Origin of the sequence: Actinoplanes sp. L3-i22, assembly GCF_019704555.1 — a bacterium.
GTDB lineage: Bacteria > Actinomycetota > Actinomycetes > Mycobacteriales > Micromonosporaceae > Actinoplanes.
This window is the reverse complement of the sequence record NZ_AP024745.1, coordinates 733,097-746,920: the sequence shown is the minus strand read 5'-3', so window position 1 is coordinate 746,920 and position 13,824 is coordinate 733,097. Positions and strand designations below refer to the sequence as shown.

14 protein-coding genes are annotated in these 13,824 nt (G+C 71.4%); 2 read left to right on the top strand and 12 right to left on the bottom strand.

What is annotated here, in order from left to right; translation table 11 throughout:
- Positions 1 to 34: 34 nt before the first annotated feature.
- The 3 genes from L3i22_RS03555 to L3i22_RS03545 form a co-directional block, all read right to left on the bottom strand.
- Positions 35 to 1,141, bottom strand: a complete 1,107-nt coding sequence (locus L3i22_RS03555; RefSeq protein ID WP_221325571.1) for a sugar ABC transporter substrate-binding protein — start codon at positions 1,139 to 1,141, stop codon at positions 35 to 37.
- Positions 1,142 to 1,443: 302 nt separating this feature from the next.
- Positions 1,444 to 1,926, bottom strand: coding sequence for a Cys-tRNA(Pro) deacylase (gene ybaK, locus L3i22_RS03550; protein ID WP_221325570.1), 483 nt, complete (start codon positions 1,924 to 1,926; stop codon positions 1,444 to 1,446).
- 78 nt (positions 1,927 to 2,004) lie between these two features.
- Positions 2,005 to 3,183 (bottom strand): methyltransferase domain-containing protein, encoded by a 1,179-nt coding sequence (locus L3i22_RS03545; RefSeq protein ID WP_221325569.1) that lies wholly within the window; start codon positions 3,181 to 3,183, stop codon positions 2,005 to 2,007.
- 214 nt (positions 3,184 to 3,397) lie between these two features.
- On the opposite strand from L3i22_RS03545, the gene groES reads away from it, so the two are divergent.
- Both groES and groL read left to right on the top strand, forming a co-directional pair.
- On the top strand, positions 3,398 to 3,712 hold the full coding sequence (gene groES, locus L3i22_RS03540; RefSeq protein WP_092548647.1) for a co-chaperone GroES: 315 nt from the start codon (positions 3,398 to 3,400) through the stop codon (positions 3,710 to 3,712).
- Positions 3,713 to 3,786: 74 nt separating this feature from the next.
- Entirely contained in the window at positions 3,787 to 5,433 is a 1,647-nt protein-coding gene (gene groL, locus L3i22_RS03535; protein WP_221325568.1) for a chaperonin GroEL, read from the top strand.
- Positions 5,434 to 5,456: 23 nt separating this feature from the next.
- On the opposite strand, the gene L3i22_RS03530 is transcribed toward groL, so the two are convergent.
- From L3i22_RS03530 to L3i22_RS03490, 9 genes are read right to left on the bottom strand one after another with little or no spacing between them, the layout of a single operon-like run.
- Positions 5,457 to 7,271 carry an ABC transporter ATP-binding protein gene (locus tag L3i22_RS03530; protein ID WP_221325567.1) on the bottom strand — a complete coding sequence of 605 codons (1,815 nt, stop codon included), beginning with the start codon at positions 7,269 to 7,271 and terminating at the stop codon, positions 5,457 to 5,459.
- Entirely contained in the window at positions 7,268 to 8,950 is a 1,683-nt protein-coding gene (locus L3i22_RS03525) for an ABC transporter ATP-binding protein (RefSeq protein WP_221325566.1), read from the bottom strand. Before L3i22_RS03525 ends, L3i22_RS03530 begins: the two co-directional genes overlap by 4 nt.
- A gap of 42 nt (positions 8,951 to 8,992) precedes the next feature.
- Positions 8,993 to 9,247 (bottom strand): hypothetical protein, encoded by a 255-nt coding sequence (locus tag L3i22_RS03520; RefSeq protein WP_221325565.1) that lies wholly within the window; start codon positions 9,245 to 9,247, stop codon positions 8,993 to 8,995.
- Positions 9,248 to 9,307: 60 nt separating this feature from the next.
- Positions 9,308 to 10,354, bottom strand: a complete 1,047-nt coding sequence (tsaD, locus tag L3i22_RS03515; RefSeq protein WP_221325564.1) for a tRNA (adenosine(37)-N6)-threonylcarbamoyltransferase complex transferase subunit TsaD — start codon at positions 10,352 to 10,354, stop codon at positions 9,308 to 9,310.
- Entirely contained in the window at positions 10,347 to 10,784 is a 438-nt protein-coding gene (gene rimI, locus L3i22_RS03510; protein ID WP_221325563.1) for a ribosomal protein S18-alanine N-acetyltransferase, read from the bottom strand. The genes tsaD and rimI overlap by 8 nt, the downstream gene beginning before the upstream one ends.
- Positions 10,781 to 11,431: a tRNA (adenosine(37)-N6)-threonylcarbamoyltransferase complex dimerization subunit type 1 TsaB gene (gene tsaB, locus L3i22_RS03505; protein ID WP_221325562.1), complete on the bottom strand. Its 651-nt coding sequence runs from the start codon at positions 11,429 to 11,431 to the stop codon at positions 10,781 to 10,783. Before tsaB ends, rimI begins: the two co-directional genes overlap by 4 nt.
- Before the next feature lie 9 nt (positions 11,432 to 11,440).
- Complete coding sequence (gene ung, locus L3i22_RS03500; RefSeq protein ID WP_221325561.1) at positions 11,441 to 12,124, bottom strand: uracil-DNA glycosylase; 684 nt, start codon at positions 12,122 to 12,124, stop codon at positions 11,441 to 11,443.
- On the bottom strand, positions 12,121 to 12,570 hold the full coding sequence (tsaE, locus tag L3i22_RS03495) for a tRNA (adenosine(37)-N6)-threonylcarbamoyltransferase complex ATPase subunit type 1 TsaE (protein WP_221325560.1): 450 nt from the start codon (positions 12,568 to 12,570) through the stop codon (positions 12,121 to 12,123). The genes ung and tsaE overlap by 4 nt, the downstream gene beginning before the upstream one ends.
- Positions 12,567 to 13,754, bottom strand: coding sequence for an alpha/beta fold hydrolase (locus tag L3i22_RS03490; RefSeq protein ID WP_221325559.1), 1,188 nt, complete (start codon positions 13,752 to 13,754; stop codon positions 12,567 to 12,569). The genes tsaE and L3i22_RS03490 overlap by 4 nt, the downstream gene beginning before the upstream one ends.
- Between the last annotated feature and the right edge of the window lie 70 nt (positions 13,755 to 13,824).

Genomic DNA, 13,824 nt, shown 5'->3' with positions numbered 1-13,824 from the left:
CCGTCGCCGGTTCAAGCGGTGAAGCTGGGCTGGATCAGCTGATGCCGGCAGCGGTGCAGGCCGCGGCGTAGGCAGCGGTGCACAGCTCGGCCTTGGTCACGAAGCCGTCGTCGACGACCGTCTTGACGTTCGCCTTGGTGATCGCCTCCGGCTTGAGCAGCACGGCCGGGACGGTGGCCTTCGACTCGGTGTCGGTGACCGTGCCGGTGGCGGTGGTCGGCGTCTCGCTCTTGGCCAGGGCGACCGCGAGTCCGGCGGCCGCGTCGGCCTCCTTCTTGATCGCCTTGTAGACCGTCATGCACTGGTCACCGGCGAGGATGTTCTGCAGACCCTGAACGGTGGCGTCCTGGCCGGTGACCGGGACCTTGCCGTTCAGCTTGTTCTTCTTCAGCACCTCGATCGCGGCGTTGCCGAGGCCGTCGTTCGCGGCGAGCACGCCGGCGATCTTCGGGTCCTTGGTCAGCTGCTGCTCGAAGATCGTGCCGCCCTTGGCGTTGTCCCAGTCCGGAACCGCGTCGTCCGGGCCCTTGGTGTAGTCGCCCGAGTCGAACTTCGGCTGGAGGACGGAGACCGCACCCTCCTTGAACAGGGTGGCGTTGTTGTCGGTCGGCGAGCCGTTCAGGAACGACACCACCGGCTTGGTCGCCTTGGCCGCGGTCAGGCAGTCGATCAGGCCCTGACCCTGCAGCTTGCCGACCTCGACGTTGTCGAAGGAGACGTAGTAGTTCGCACCGCCACCCAGCGTCAGACGGTCGTAGTCGATCGTCGCGATGCCGGCCTTCTTGGCGTTGTCCAGCACGTTCTTGCCGGTGCCGGAGTCCAGGTTGACGATCATGAGGACCTTGACGCCCTCCTGGATCATCCCGTCGGCGATGGTCTGGAAGGAGGCCTTGTCGCCCTGGGCGTTCTTGATGTCCGCCTCGACGCCCGCGGCCTTGAACGCCTCGGTCAGGTACTTGAGGTCCGCCGTCTCCCAACGAGCCGAGCTCTTGGTGTCGGGCAGGATCACGCCAACCTTGCCCGCCTTGGTGGCGGTACCGGCAGAAGAACCGGTGTCGGCAGCCTTGTCGTCGCCACAGGCAGCCATGCTTCCGGTGGCCAGGAGGCCGACCGCGGCAAGGGCGAACAGTCCCTTACGCATTCCATATGTCCTTTCGGGGGGTAAATCCGGGGCCTTATTCGGATTTGTCAGGGGTGGTGCGTGCCTGGGAGTGTCGCTCCCCTGGGCGCCGATGGATCAGGAACCGGTTTGTTGTGCCCGGCAACGTATTCCGATGGTGGCCTGGAACACAAGGCACTGCGGAGATCTATCTCGTAACGCTGGATAACAATCCAGCAACACAGCCGCGCTGGAAGGCACACCAAAGGCCGCTGTGTGTAACTGGGCGTAACACCACGCATCCACCGAACGACATCCCCGGCTACCTTCGCCGGGCCCGGGTGTCAGGTTCTGATCACCGCAACGGTCGCGCTGGTCAACCGGATCAGGTCGGCCGGCGCCAGGGAGACCTGCAGACCGCGGCGTCCCGCGGAGACATACATCAGGTCCAGTTCCCGCGCCGACTCGTCGATCACTGTGGGCAGTTGCCTACGCTGGCCCAGCGGACTGATGCCGCCGCGCACGTAGCCACTGCTCCGCTCGGCGGCGGCACGGTCGGCGAGGGCGGCACGCTTGCCACCCGCGGCGTGTGCCAGCGCCTTCAGATCGAGATCACCGGTGACCGGCACGACGCCGACCACGAGACGCCCGTCGACCTCGGCGACGAGCGTCTTGAACAGCCGTTCCGGCGCTACTCCGAGGGCCGCCGCGACCAGGGCGCCGTAGTTCGGCGCGTCCGGGGACACCTCGTACGGATGCAAGGTGTGTGGCACCTTCTCCGCGTTCAGCAGCACAGTGGCCGGGGTACCGGCCGCCTTCTTCGGCATGCGCCGCACGGTACTCCGGGAGTGATCTCCACCTCACCCCGATTCGGACACGTTGCGACGTGCCGGTTACGTTCCGGCTCAGGAATGCGCCGTCAACAGCACGGTCGGCGCGCCGTCGACCCTGGTCAGAACCAATCCCGCGGCAAGCGGTCCGCTCAGCTTCAGGTCCTTGCGCAATTGATCCGGTACGAGCGCGGACCCGCGCTTGCGGATCTCCAGCGTCCCCACCCCGCGGTCGCGGAGCAGCGCCCGCAGCCGCTTCAGCGAGAACGGCAGCACGTCGGTCACCGCCAGCCGCCGGGCGAACGGGGTGTCCACCGGATCGTCGGTGTAGACGTACGCGATCTCCGGGTCGCCCAGCCGCCCGCCGATCGCCGCCGCGAACTCGGCGACCAGGTGCGACCGGACCACGGCCGGGTCCGGGTCGTAGAACCAGGCGCCGACCGGCCCGACCGGGGCCCGTTGCAGACCCGAACCGGTGAGTTCGCCGACCCCGACCAGGGTCGCCCGGCGGGGCGCCGACGCCAGCGGGCCGCACCAGAAGGCCGCCTCGACCAGGTCCCCGCCGACGCTCACCCACTCCCCCTCGGCGCCCGGTGGCAACAGCCCGTGGTCGATGCCCGGGGCCAGCTTGAGGACCGTGCGCGGGACCCGCTCGGCCAGGCCGGCGACGAAGTCCCAGGGCGGCGAGTACGACTTCGGGTCGAACACCCGGCCCCGCCCGGCCTGTCGCCGCGCCGGGTCGGCGAACACCGCGTCGAACCGCTCCACGTCGACCGTGGTCGCGTCCGCGCAGGTCACCGTGATCCGGTCGGCCAGCCCCGCGGCCTGGGCGTTCGCGGCGGCGAGCGCGGCAGTGCCGGGGTCGGCCTCCACCGCGTACACCGAGATCCCCAGGCGGGCCGCGGCCAGCGCGTCGGAGCCCAGCCCGCAGCCCAGATCGGCGAGGGTCGCGGCGCCGGAGGCGGCGAGCCGGGCGGCCCGGCGCTCCGCGACCACCGCGCGGGTGGCCTGTTCCAGGCCGGGCCGGGTGAAGAACATTCGGGTGGCGTCCGGGCCGAACTTCACCGCCGCCCGGCGGCGCAAACTAGCCTGGGTGAGAGCGGCAGCGGCCAGCTCCGCGCCGAAGCCCCGGGCCCGAAGGGCCGAGGCCGCGGCGAGCGGCTCGCCGTCGCCGACCTCAGCCGCCGCGGCCAGGGCATCCGCCCCTTCCGGGGTCTGCAGCAGAGCAAGGAGTTCAGGGGTCACACCAGGCATTCTCCCCGGCGTGACAGGCTGGCACTCTGGTTGACGGAGTGCTAGTTCCGGCATAATCTCCGATTAGCACTCTCAACATGAGGGTGCCAGCGCCCGGGCCCGTCCCGGACGCTAGGCACCAGGCGGACCGGCACCCGCGACGACGGCCCCGCCCGGTGGCATGAGGCATTGACCGGTCTGATTCCAGGCCGGCGAAACCTGTACCCAGGAGGGTATGCCCGTGACTACCGCGACCAAGGTTGCGATCAAGCCGCTCGAGGACCGCATCGTGGTCCAGGCGAACGAGGCTGAGACCACGACCGCTTCCGGCATCGTGATCCCCGACACCGCCAAGGAGAAGCCGCAGGAGGGCACCGTCCTCGCTGTCGGCCCCGGCCGGATCGACGACAAGGGCAACCGCGTCCCGCTCGACGTCAATGTCGGCGACGTGGTCCTCTACTCGAAGTACGGCGGCACCGAGGTCAAGTACGCCGGTGAGGAGTACCTGGTGCTCTCCGCCCGCGACGTCCTCGCGGTCATCGAGAAGTAAGACCTAACCGACTGTGCAGACGCCCTGTTCCGGCAACTTCGGGGCAGGGCGTCGGCGCGTGAAGGGACCTATACATGGCGAAGATTCTCAGCTTCTCTGACGACGCCCGGCACCTGCTGGAGCACGGCGTCAACACGCTCGCCGACACGGTCAAGGTCACTCTCGGCCCGCGCGGCCGCAACGTCGTCCTGGACAAGAAGTTCGGCGCGCCGACGATCACCAACGATGGCGTGACCATCGCCAAGGAGATCGAGCTCTCCGACCCGTACGAGAACCTCGGCGCCCAGCTCGTCAAGGAGGTGGCGACGAAGACCAACGACGTCGCCGGCGACGGGACGACCACGGCGACCGTTCTCGCCCAGGCGCTGGTCCGCGAGGGCCTGCGCAACGTGACCGCGGGTGCCAACCCGATCGGTCTCAAGCGCGGCATGGACCAGGCCGCCGAGGCCGTCTCCAAGGCGCTGCTGGCGAAGGCCGTCGGGGTCGACGACCACAAGGCGATCGCCAACGTGGCCGCCATCTCGGCGCAGGACACCACGATCGGCGAGCTGATCGCCGAGGCGATGGACCGGGTCGGCCGCGACGGTGTGCTCACCGTCGAGGAGGGCTCGGCGATGGCGACCGAGCTCGAGGTCACCGAGGGTCTGCAGTTCGACAAGGGCTTCATCTCGCCGAACTTCGTGACCGACGCCGAGTCGCAGGAGGCGGTGCTCGAGGACGCCCACATCCTCATCACCACCCAGAAGATCTCCAGCATCGAGGAGCTGCTCCCGCTGCTGGAGAAGGTGCTGCAGACCGGCAAGCCGCTGCTCATCGTGGCCGAGGACGTGGAGGGCCAGGCGCTCTCCACCCTGGTGGTCAACTCGCTGCGCAAGACCATCAAGGTCGCCGCGGTGAAGGCGCCCGGCTTCGGGGACCGCCGCAAGGCGATCCTGCAGGACCTGGCGATCGCGACCGGTGGCGAGCTGATCGCCCCCGAGCTCGGTTACAAGCTCGACCAGGTCGGCCTTGAGCAGCTGGGCAGCGCCCGGCGGATCGTGGTCGACAAGGAGAACACCACCATCGTCGACGGCGGCGGTAACTCCGTCGAGGTCGCCGACCGGGTCTCGCAGATCCGCAAGGAGATCGAGGCGTCGGACTCCGACTGGGACCGCGAGAAGCTCTCGGAGCGGCTGGCCAAGCTCTCCGGCGGCATCGCGGTGATCAAGGTCGGCGCCGCGACCGAGGTCGAGATGAAGGAGCGCAAGCACCGCATCGAGGACGCCATCGCGGCGACCAAGGCGGCTGTCGAGGAAGGCACCGTCCCCGGTGGCGGCGCCGCGCTCGCGCAGGTCGCCAAGGAGCTCGACGGTGGCCTCGGCCTGACCGGCGAGGAGGCGGTCGGTGTCTCGATCGTCCGCAAGGCGCTGGTCGAGCCGCTGCGCTGGATCGCTCAGAACGCCGGCCACGACGGCTACGTCGTGGTCAACAAGGTGGCCGAGCTGGGTTGGGGCCACGGCCTCAACGCGGCCACCGACGAGTACGTGGACCTCGCCGCCGCCGGCATCATCGACCCGGTGAAGGTGACCCGCAACGCGGTCTCCAACGCCGTCTCGATCGCCGGTCTGCTGCTGACCACCGAGAGCCTGATCGTGGAGAAGCCGGCTGAGGCGGCTCCGGCCGGCGACGGCGGTCACGGTCACGGCCACGGGCACGGCCACCAGCACGGTCCGGGTTTCTGATCCGTCCCGCGGTTCCACCGGTTCTACAAGGGCGCGTCCTCCCGGGGACGCGCCCTTGCCATGTCCGGCGGTTTCTCCGGTGGCTCTTCCGGCGGTTCGGCGCCGCCCTGCCACGATCGCCAGAGCGCCGCGTACGGCCCGTTCGCCGCCACCAGCTCGTCATGCGACCCGAGCTCGGTGATCCGGCCGCCCTCCACCACCGCCACCCGGTCCGCGTCGTGCGCGGAGAAGAGCCGGTGCGCGATCGCGACCACCGTCCGCCCGTCCACCACCGCCGCCAGCGACCGTTCCAGGTCCCGGGCCGCCCGTGGGTCCAGCAGCGCGGTCGCCTCGTCCAGCACCAGCGTGTGCGGGTCGGCGAGGATCAGCCGGGCCAGCGCCACCTGCTGCGCCTGGGCCGCGGTCAGCTGGTGCCCGCCGTCGCCGACCATCGTGTCCAGGCCGGCCGGCAGCGCGTCCGCCCAGGCCAGCGCGTGCACGGCGGTGAGCGCGCTGCGGACGTCCGGCTCGGGCGCGGTGGGGCGGGCCATCGCCACGTTCTCGCGCAGGGTTCCGATGAACACGTGGTGCTCCTGACTGACCAGGGCCACCTCGGCACGCAGCCGGTCCGGGGCGAGCGCGCCGAGCGGCACCCCGCCGACCGTCACGCTGCCCTCGGTGGGCTGATGGATGCCGGCGAGCAGCCGGCCCAGGGTGGACTTGCCGGCGCCGGACGGGCCGACCACGGCCAGCCGCTCCCCCGGCCGCAGGGTCAGGTCGACCCCGTGCAGCACCTCCCGCCCCTCCAGATAGCCGAACCGCACGCCACGGACCTCGATCCGGACCCCGTCGGGCAGCGGCGCGGCCGGCCGGGGCGGCTCCGGGGCGTCGGCCACCCCGAGCAGCCGGGCCAGTGAGGCCGAGCCGACCTGGAGCTCGTCCAGCCAGGAGAGCAGCCGGTCGAGCGGGTGGATCAGCTGCTGGACGTAGATCACCGCCGCGGTCAGCTGGCCCAGCGTGACCGACCCGCGCAGGTAGAGCCAGCCGCCGGCGAGCAGGGTGAGCACCATCGGCACCACGTAGCTGACCTCGATCACCGGCCACCAGACGGTCCGCAGGAACAGCGTGTACCGCTCGGCCCGCCAGGATCGGCCCAGGTCCCGGTCGGTACGCGCGACCCGCTGCCCCTGCCGCCCCAGCGCCTCCACCGTGCGGGCCCCCTCGACCGTCTCGGCGAGCCCGTCGGTCACCTCCGAGTAGGCCGCGTTCTGCCGCAGGTAGGCGGACGGCGCCCGGCGTACGTACCAGCGCGTCCCGGCCACCGTGATCGGCACCCCGATCACCAGCGGAATCGCCAGCACCGGGCTCACGGTGATCAGTGCGACCACCACGAGACCGCCGGTGAGCAGCGCGATCAGAGTCTCCGGCACGGCCAGCCGGACGCACTTGGAGAGCGCGTCCACGTCCCGGGTGGTCCGGGTCAGCAGGTCCCCGGTCCCGGCCGACTCGACGGTGCCCAGCGGCAGGGTCAGCACCCGGGCGATGAACTCCTCCCGCAGCTCGGCCAGGATCTGCTCGCCGAGCCGGGCGGAGGCCAGGTACGCGAACCGGATCAGCACCGCCTGCAGGAGCACGAACCCGGCCAGCGCGCCGGCCACCCGGTTCAGCTCGGCCGCGTGCGCCCCGCGCTGGACGGCCTGGACCAGGTCGCCGAGCAGCCGGGGCCCGGTGACCCCGGCCAGGGCGGCGAGCAGGTGCAGCCCGACGGTGGCACGGAACATCCCGGGGTGGGTCCGGAACAACGAGCGTGCGTAGCGCCAGGCCTGGGAGCGGTCGGCGACGGGTAGCGCGTGGGTCACGGCCGCTCCTGGCGGAGCACGGCGCGGGCGTACCGCGGCTCCGAGTCGAGCAGCTCGTGATGGGTGCCGGCCGCGACCACCCGGCCGTCCTCCAGGTAGAGCACCCGGTCGGTGTGGCCCAGCACGAGCGGGCTGGACGTGCAGACGAGCGTGGTGCGGCCGGCTCGGACCGCCCGGATCCGCTCGGCGATCCGCGCCTCGGTGTGCGCGTCGACCGCGTTCGTCGGCTCCACCAGGATCAGGATCTCCGGGTCCGCGACCAGCGCCCGGACCAGCCGTAACCGTTGCTGCTGGCCGCCGGAGAAGGATCGGCCGCGCTCGGCCACCACACTGTCCAGTCCGCGCGGCAGACCGTCCACGATGTCCTGGGCGGCCGCGGCCTCCAGCGCCTGCGCCAGCCGGCCGCCGCGCTCCGGGTCCAGGTCGGCCCGCAGGTGCCCGGAGAAGAGCCGGGCGTCGTTCTCCGCCACCAGGATGCGCCCCCGGACGTACGCCAGGGGCAGCTCCTCCAGTGGCGTCTCGCCGAGCATCCCGCCGGGCTCGTACCCGCCGAGCCGGTCGGCGATCCGGGCCGCGTCCGCCGGGTCCTCGGTCACGATCGCGGTGAGCCGGCCGGTGCCGACCCGGACCCCGGACTCCGGGTCGGCCAGCTCCCCGGGTGGTCGCTCGGCGGCGGCCCGGGCCGGCACGTCCCGGGACAGCTTCAGCATCTTCACCACCCGGCGGGCCGAGACGTGCCCGCGGGTCACCTTGTCGATCGACTCGGTGAGCTGGCGCAGCGGCGCGACCAGGAACGCGGCGTAGGCGTAGAACGAGACCAGCTGGCCGACGGTGATCTGCCGGTCCGCGGCGAACCGGGCGCCCAGCCACGTCACCAGGACCAGGAACGTTCCGGGGAGCAGCACCTGGGCGGCTTCCAGGAGGGACTCGACGGTGGCGGTCCGTACGCCGGCCGCGCGCAGCGCCTGGGACTGCGCGCGATAGCGCGCCACCATGACCGCCTCGCCGCCCACGCCGCGCAGCACCCGCAGCCCGGTGACCAGGTCCGCGGCCTGGCCGGTCAACCGGCCCTGCTGTTCCCGGTACGCCTGCTGGCGCCGGTGCAGCGGCCGGATCAGTCCACTCACGACGAGCATCAGCGCGGGCACGCCGATCAGCACCACCAGCCCGAGCGGGACCGAGGTGTGCAGCAGGATCAGCGTGACCGTGGTGACCGCGAGCAGCGCCCCGGTGCCCCGGGAGGCGACGTCGACCGCGCCGCCGATGTGCGTGATGTCCGCGGTGCCGATCGCCACCACCTCGCCGGCCTCCAGGCGGCGGGGCAGCGACGAGCCGAGCCGGATCGCCTGGCGGACCGTCACCTGCACGGTCCGGAAGCTGGCGCCCAGCCAGTTGTAGACCGAGTAGCGGTGCCGGCTGATCCCGGTCAGCGCCTGCGCCACCCCGGCCACGAACAGCGCCAGGCCCCAGCCGACCAGCGCCGGGGCGCGCTCCTCGGCGGCCGCGTCGATGGCCCGGCCGACCATCGCCGGAACCAGCGACTGACAGCCCATCCAGGCGACCGCGAGCACGATCGCGGTGACGATCGTCATACGGGAGCGCCGGACCAGCCAGCTGAGAAATCGGGAGGCGGATCGGGCGTCGGGCGGGCCGGGATCGGCCACGGGCAGTCTGCGCATCAGGCCCCGACGGTACGGCCGGGAGGCCCGTGGAGCGACTGCTCAGCGATCGACGGGAGTGAAATCCCAGACGTGCGGAGCGCGTGCTACCAGCTTCTCCGGAGGCGCGGGCAGGCTCTCCGGGGTGTTTCGCCATTTGGTGATGACGACGATGCGATGATCCGTGGACGAATAGACGTCACTCGACACATGTTGTGGCAGCACCTCGAGTGCCGGCACCGCCTTGTCACAGACCCAGCTCAGCAGCTCGTCGAAGCCACTGCGCGAGGCCCGCACCTCCCACATCCGCGCGATCATGCTCGCTGTCTACCCCGCGACACCGATCGCGGTCAAACTCGCACGATGTGACGTCGCGCCCTAGACACTCACCGTCGTCAGGCTCATCGACGAGTCCGCGGGCAGGTCCAGGCGGCTCGGCGCGACCCCGGCGGCGACTAGGTGCGAGCCCAGCGCCGCCACCATCGCCCCGTTGTCGGTGCACAGCTGCGGCCGCGGCACCCGAACCACGATCCCGTGCTTCGCGGCGCGCTCCTCGGCGAGCACCCGCAGCCGCGAGTTCGCCGCCACACCCCCACCGATCACCAGCGTGCCGACCCCGGTGCTCAGGCACGCGTCGATCGCCTTCGCGGTGAGCACGTCGCAGACCGCCTCCTGGAAGCTCGCCGAGACGTCGGCGATCGGCACCGGCTCGCCGGCCCGCTCGCGCGCCTCCACCCAGCGGGCCACCGCCGTCTTCAGCCCGGAGAAGGAGAAGTCGAACCGGTGCTCGGCCTGGTCCTTCGGCGCGGTCAGCCCGCGCGGGAACGCGATCGACCGGGGATCGCCGGCGCGCGCCGAGCGGTCGACGATCGGGCCGCCCGGGAAGCCCAGCCCGAGCAGCCGCGCCACCTTGTCGAACGCCTCGCCGGCCGCGTCGTCGATGGTCGCGCCGAGCGGCGTCACGCCCGCGGTCAGGTCGTCGACCAGCAGCAGCGACGAGTGCCCGCCGGAGACCAGCATGGCGATCGCCGGCTCGGGCAGCGGGCCGTGCTCCAGGGTGTCCACCGCGACGTGCGCGGCCAGGTGGTTCACGCCGTAGATCGGTTTCTCGGCGGCGAGCGCCCAGCCCTTCGCCGCGGCCACCCCGACCAGCAGCGCGCCGGCCAGGCCGGGACCGCTGGTCACCGCGATCGCGTCGACGTCGGCGAGCGTGACGCCGGCCTCGTCCAGGGCCCGTCGCATGGTCGGGACCAGCGCCTCCAGGTGCGCGCGGCTGGCCACCTCGGGGACCACCCCGCCGAACCGGGCGTGTTGCTCCACACTGGACGCGATCGCGTCGGCGAGCAGGGTGTGCCCGCGCACGATGCCGATGCCGGTCTCGTCGCAGGAGGTCTCGATCCCGAGGACCAGGGGCTCGTCACGCATCTCGCATCATCACCAGGGCGTCGGTGTTGCTGGGTTGGTAGTAGCCGCGCCGGATGCCGACCGGCTCGAAGTCGTAGGTGGCGTAGAGCTTCTGCGCCGGGTGGTTGTCGACCGCCACCTCGAGCAGGGTCCGCCGCACCTGCTGCCGGGCGACCTCGGCGAGCAGGTCCTCCAGCAGGGCGCGGCCGATGCCCCGCTGCTGGGCGTCCCGCCGGACCGCGATGTTCTGCACCCAGGACTCCTCCTGGTCCACAACGGACAATCCGGCATAACCGACCAGGGCGTCGTCGTCCAGGGCGGCGATGTAGTAGTTCCGCTGGGCCAGCTCGTTCCAGAACATCGCGGCGGACCACTTCTCCGGACCGAAGAGGTCCTCCTCCAGCGGGAGCACGTCCTCGATGTGCCACCAGCGGAAACGTTCGATCCTCACGTCAGCACCGACTTGCGGGCGGCCGGCTCGACCGCGTCCGGGCGGCGCAGGTAGAGCGGGGTGAGAATCTCGCCCGGCGCCTTCGCGCGGATCCGATCGGCGGCCAGCGCGACGAGGGCGGCGCCCGGCGGGTAGAGCAGGTGCTCCTCCACCGGCACACCGAAGTCGTACTTCAGCGCGCCCTCGCCAGCGGCTTTGTCCACATTTATGGTTACATCCGCGGGCTTCGCAACATCAGGACCGTTTTCCCGTACGCCGTCAACATACGTCCCGAAGTAGACCTCACGGCGCCGCGCGTCCGTCGCGATCAGCACCCGCCCCGGCCCGGCCGCGCGACCCAGCGCGTCGAGCGAGCACACGCCGTAGGTCGGGATCCCGAGCGCCTGCCCCATGCTCGCGGCCGTGGCCAGGCCCACCCGCAGGCCGGTGAACGGCCCCGGGCCCAGGCCGGCCACGATCGCGGTCAGATCCCGGGGCCGGACGCCGGCCTCGGCGAGCACCGCCGCGATCCCCGGCGCCAGCTTCTCGCCGTGCGCGCGGGGGTCGACGGTTCGGTTCTCCGCCACCCCGAACAGTCCGTCGGCGGTGACCTCGACGAGCGCCGCCGTCGAGGCCGGCGTGGCGGTGTCCAGAGCGAGTACGAGCACGCTTAGACCCTAGTCGGTGCCCCGCGGATCCCAGTTGATGACCGGGCGGCCACCGTCCGCCAGCGCCTTGTTCGCCGCGCTGAACGGGCGGGTGCCGAGGAAGCCGGCCGGGTTCATCGGGCTCGGGTGACCGGCCTCCAGCACGGCGTGCACCGGGTTCGTGACCAGGGCCGCCTTCTTCTTCGCGTAGTTGCCCCAGAGCATGAAGACGACCCGCTCGTCCCGCTCGTTCAGCGCCCGGATGGTCGCGTCGGTGAACGTCTCCCAGCCCTTGTTCGCGTGCGAGGCGGCCTTGGTCGCCCGGACCGTGAGCACCGCGTTGAGCAGCAGCACGCCCTGCTCGGCCCAGCCGGTCAGGTTGCCGCTCTTCGGCGGGGCGATGTTGACGTCCTCGGCGAGCTCCTTGAACACGTTGCGCAGCGACGGGGGCACCCGGACCCCGTCCCGCACGCTGAAGCTCAGGCCGTGCGCCTGGCCGGCCCCGTGGTACGGGTCCTGGCCCAGGATCAGCACCCGGGTCTGCTCCGGCAGGCACAGCCGGTACGCCGAGAACAGGTCCTCCACCGGTGGGTAGACGGTGTGCTCGGCGTACTCCGCGGCGACGAACTCGCCCAGCGCGGCCGTCGCCTTCTCGTCCAGGAAGGGGGCCAGCTCGGCGCGCCACGGCGCGGGAAGCAGCTCGGTCAGGTTCACATTCTCTCCAGTCGTCGGGCCCAGTCGCCGCCGTGCGGCACCAGTTCGAGCACGCGGGTGTCGTCGTCCAGCCGGTCGATACGGACCAGCAGATATTCGTCGTTCAGTCGCTCGACCAGGCCGGCGCCCCACTCCACCACGGTGACCGCCTCGTCGGCGGAGGCGTCCAGGTCCAGGTCGTCGATCTCGGCGCGCGGATCCGGGCGGTCGCCCAACCGGTACGCGTCCGCGTGCACCATCGGGACCGGGCCCTGGTGCACCCGGGCGATCACGAAGGTCGGCGAGGTGATCGGCCCGCGCACGCCCAGCCCGGCGCCGATGCCCTGGGCCAGGGCGGTCTTGCCGGCCCCCAGCGGGCCGGCGAGCAGCACCAGGTCACCGGGGCGCAGCACGGCGGCGAGACGGCGGCCGAACGCCTTCGTCTGCTCGACGGTGGTCAGCTTCACGAGATCTTCTCCAGGAACGGGATCAGGGCCGCGTTCACCTCGTCGGACTTCTCCAGCATCACCACGTGCCCGCTGTTCTCTATCTTGAGCAGCTCGGCCTCGGGCAGTTCCTTGATGATCTGCTCGGAGTGGGTCACCGGGGTGAGGTAGTCCCGGGTGCCGACCACCACCAGGACCGGCACGCCGCGCAGCACGGACAGGGCCGGCAGCCGGCTGTGCCGGTAGAGCGTGTTCAGGTACTTCGTCAGCGTCTCCGCCGAGGTCTTGGAGTTCATGCTCTCCACGAACGTGACGAGCGACGGGCTGGGCTGGGACTCGCCGAACCCGTACCGCCGGGTGAGCAGCCAGGCCAGGTCGGACGAGGCCACCCGGGCCCGGTCGATGGTGCCGCCGCCGAGCTTGGCCGCCTTGTCCCAGAGCGGGAAGAACGGCGCGCTGACCCGGGCCACCACGTTGCTCACGCCCAGCGTGGCCTTGTCGAACAGGCCGGCCGAGGTGGACATCAGCACCACGCCGGTCACCCGGTTGCCGAACCACTCCGGGAACTGCTCGGCAAACGCCATGATCGTCATGCCGCCCATCGAGTGGCCGACCAGGATGATGTGGCCGTCCGGCACGGTCGCGTCCAGCACCGCCGCCAGCGACCGGCCGAGCGCGGCGATGTCGTACGTCCCGGACTGCAGTTTCGACGAACGGCCGTGCCCGGGCTGGTCGTAGAAGACCATGCGGTGGTCGCCGCGTTCGGCGAGGGCCTTGCGCTGGAAGTAGAACGTGCCCATGTCCAGGGCGAAGCCGTGCACGAAGACGATCGTCGGCTTGGGCGCCGCGGCTTCGTCCGTACCGTCAGTGGTCTCGGATTTTTCGGGTTTTTCGGCTTTTATCCGGCCCAGCCAGCGCCTGGCCGACGACGGCCGGGGCGCTTCGGCCCTTGCCTGCGGCTCCTCCGGCGCGCGGGCGTTGACGATCTCGACGTGCAGGTCGGTGCCGTCCGACGCGGTGACCGTCAACTCCTCGTCGAACGGCTGGTCCCCGAACGGCTCGTCCACATAGGGGTCCCCCGGCTTGTTGACCGACCGCCGGACCAGCACCCGCTCCACGGCGAACGCCGTGGCCAACCCGGCCGCCGCGACACCGACGACGGCCCCGGCTATCCCCGCGGTCTTGGCCGCCTTGGACGGGCTCATGCCGCCACCTCCGCTTCGCTACGGCGTCGGCATGAGCTGACAACTGAGCCCGATGATTCGCTCGCAAGCT

Bases quoted from the DNA above. Each gene is read 5' to 3' on its own strand.
- groL (WP_221325568.1), top strand. From the start codon at position 3,787: ATGGCGAAGATTCTCAGCTTCTCTGACGACGCCCGGCACCTGCTGGAG.
- tsaD (WP_221325564.1), bottom strand. From the start codon at position 10,354: ATGCGTGACGAGCCCCTGGTCCTCGGGATCGAGACCTCCTGCGACGAG.
- L3i22_RS03545 (WP_221325569.1), bottom strand. From the start codon at position 3,183: ATGCCTGGTGTGACCCCTGAACTCCTTGCTCTGCTGCAGACCCCGGAA.
- ybaK (WP_221325570.1), bottom strand. From the start codon at position 1,926: ATGCCGAAGAAGGCGGCCGGTACCCCGGCCACTGTGCTGCTGAACGCG.
- L3i22_RS03555 (WP_221325571.1), bottom strand. From the start codon at position 1,141: ATGCGTAAGGGACTGTTCGCCCTTGCCGCGGTCGGCCTCCTGGCCACC.
- L3i22_RS03525 (WP_221325566.1), bottom strand. From the start codon at position 8,950: ATGCGCAGACTGCCCGTGGCCGATCCCGGCCCGCCCGACGCCCGATCC.
- L3i22_RS03490 (WP_221325559.1), bottom strand. From the start codon at position 13,754: ATGAGCCCGTCCAAGGCGGCCAAGACCGCGGGGATAGCCGGGGCCGTC.
- groES (WP_092548647.1), top strand. From the start codon at position 3,398: ATGCCCGTGACTACCGCGACCAAGGTTGCGATCAAGCCGCTCGAGGAC.
- L3i22_RS03520 (WP_221325565.1), bottom strand. From the start codon at position 9,247: ATGATCGCGCGGATGTGGGAGGTGCGGGCCTCGCGCAGTGGCTTCGAC.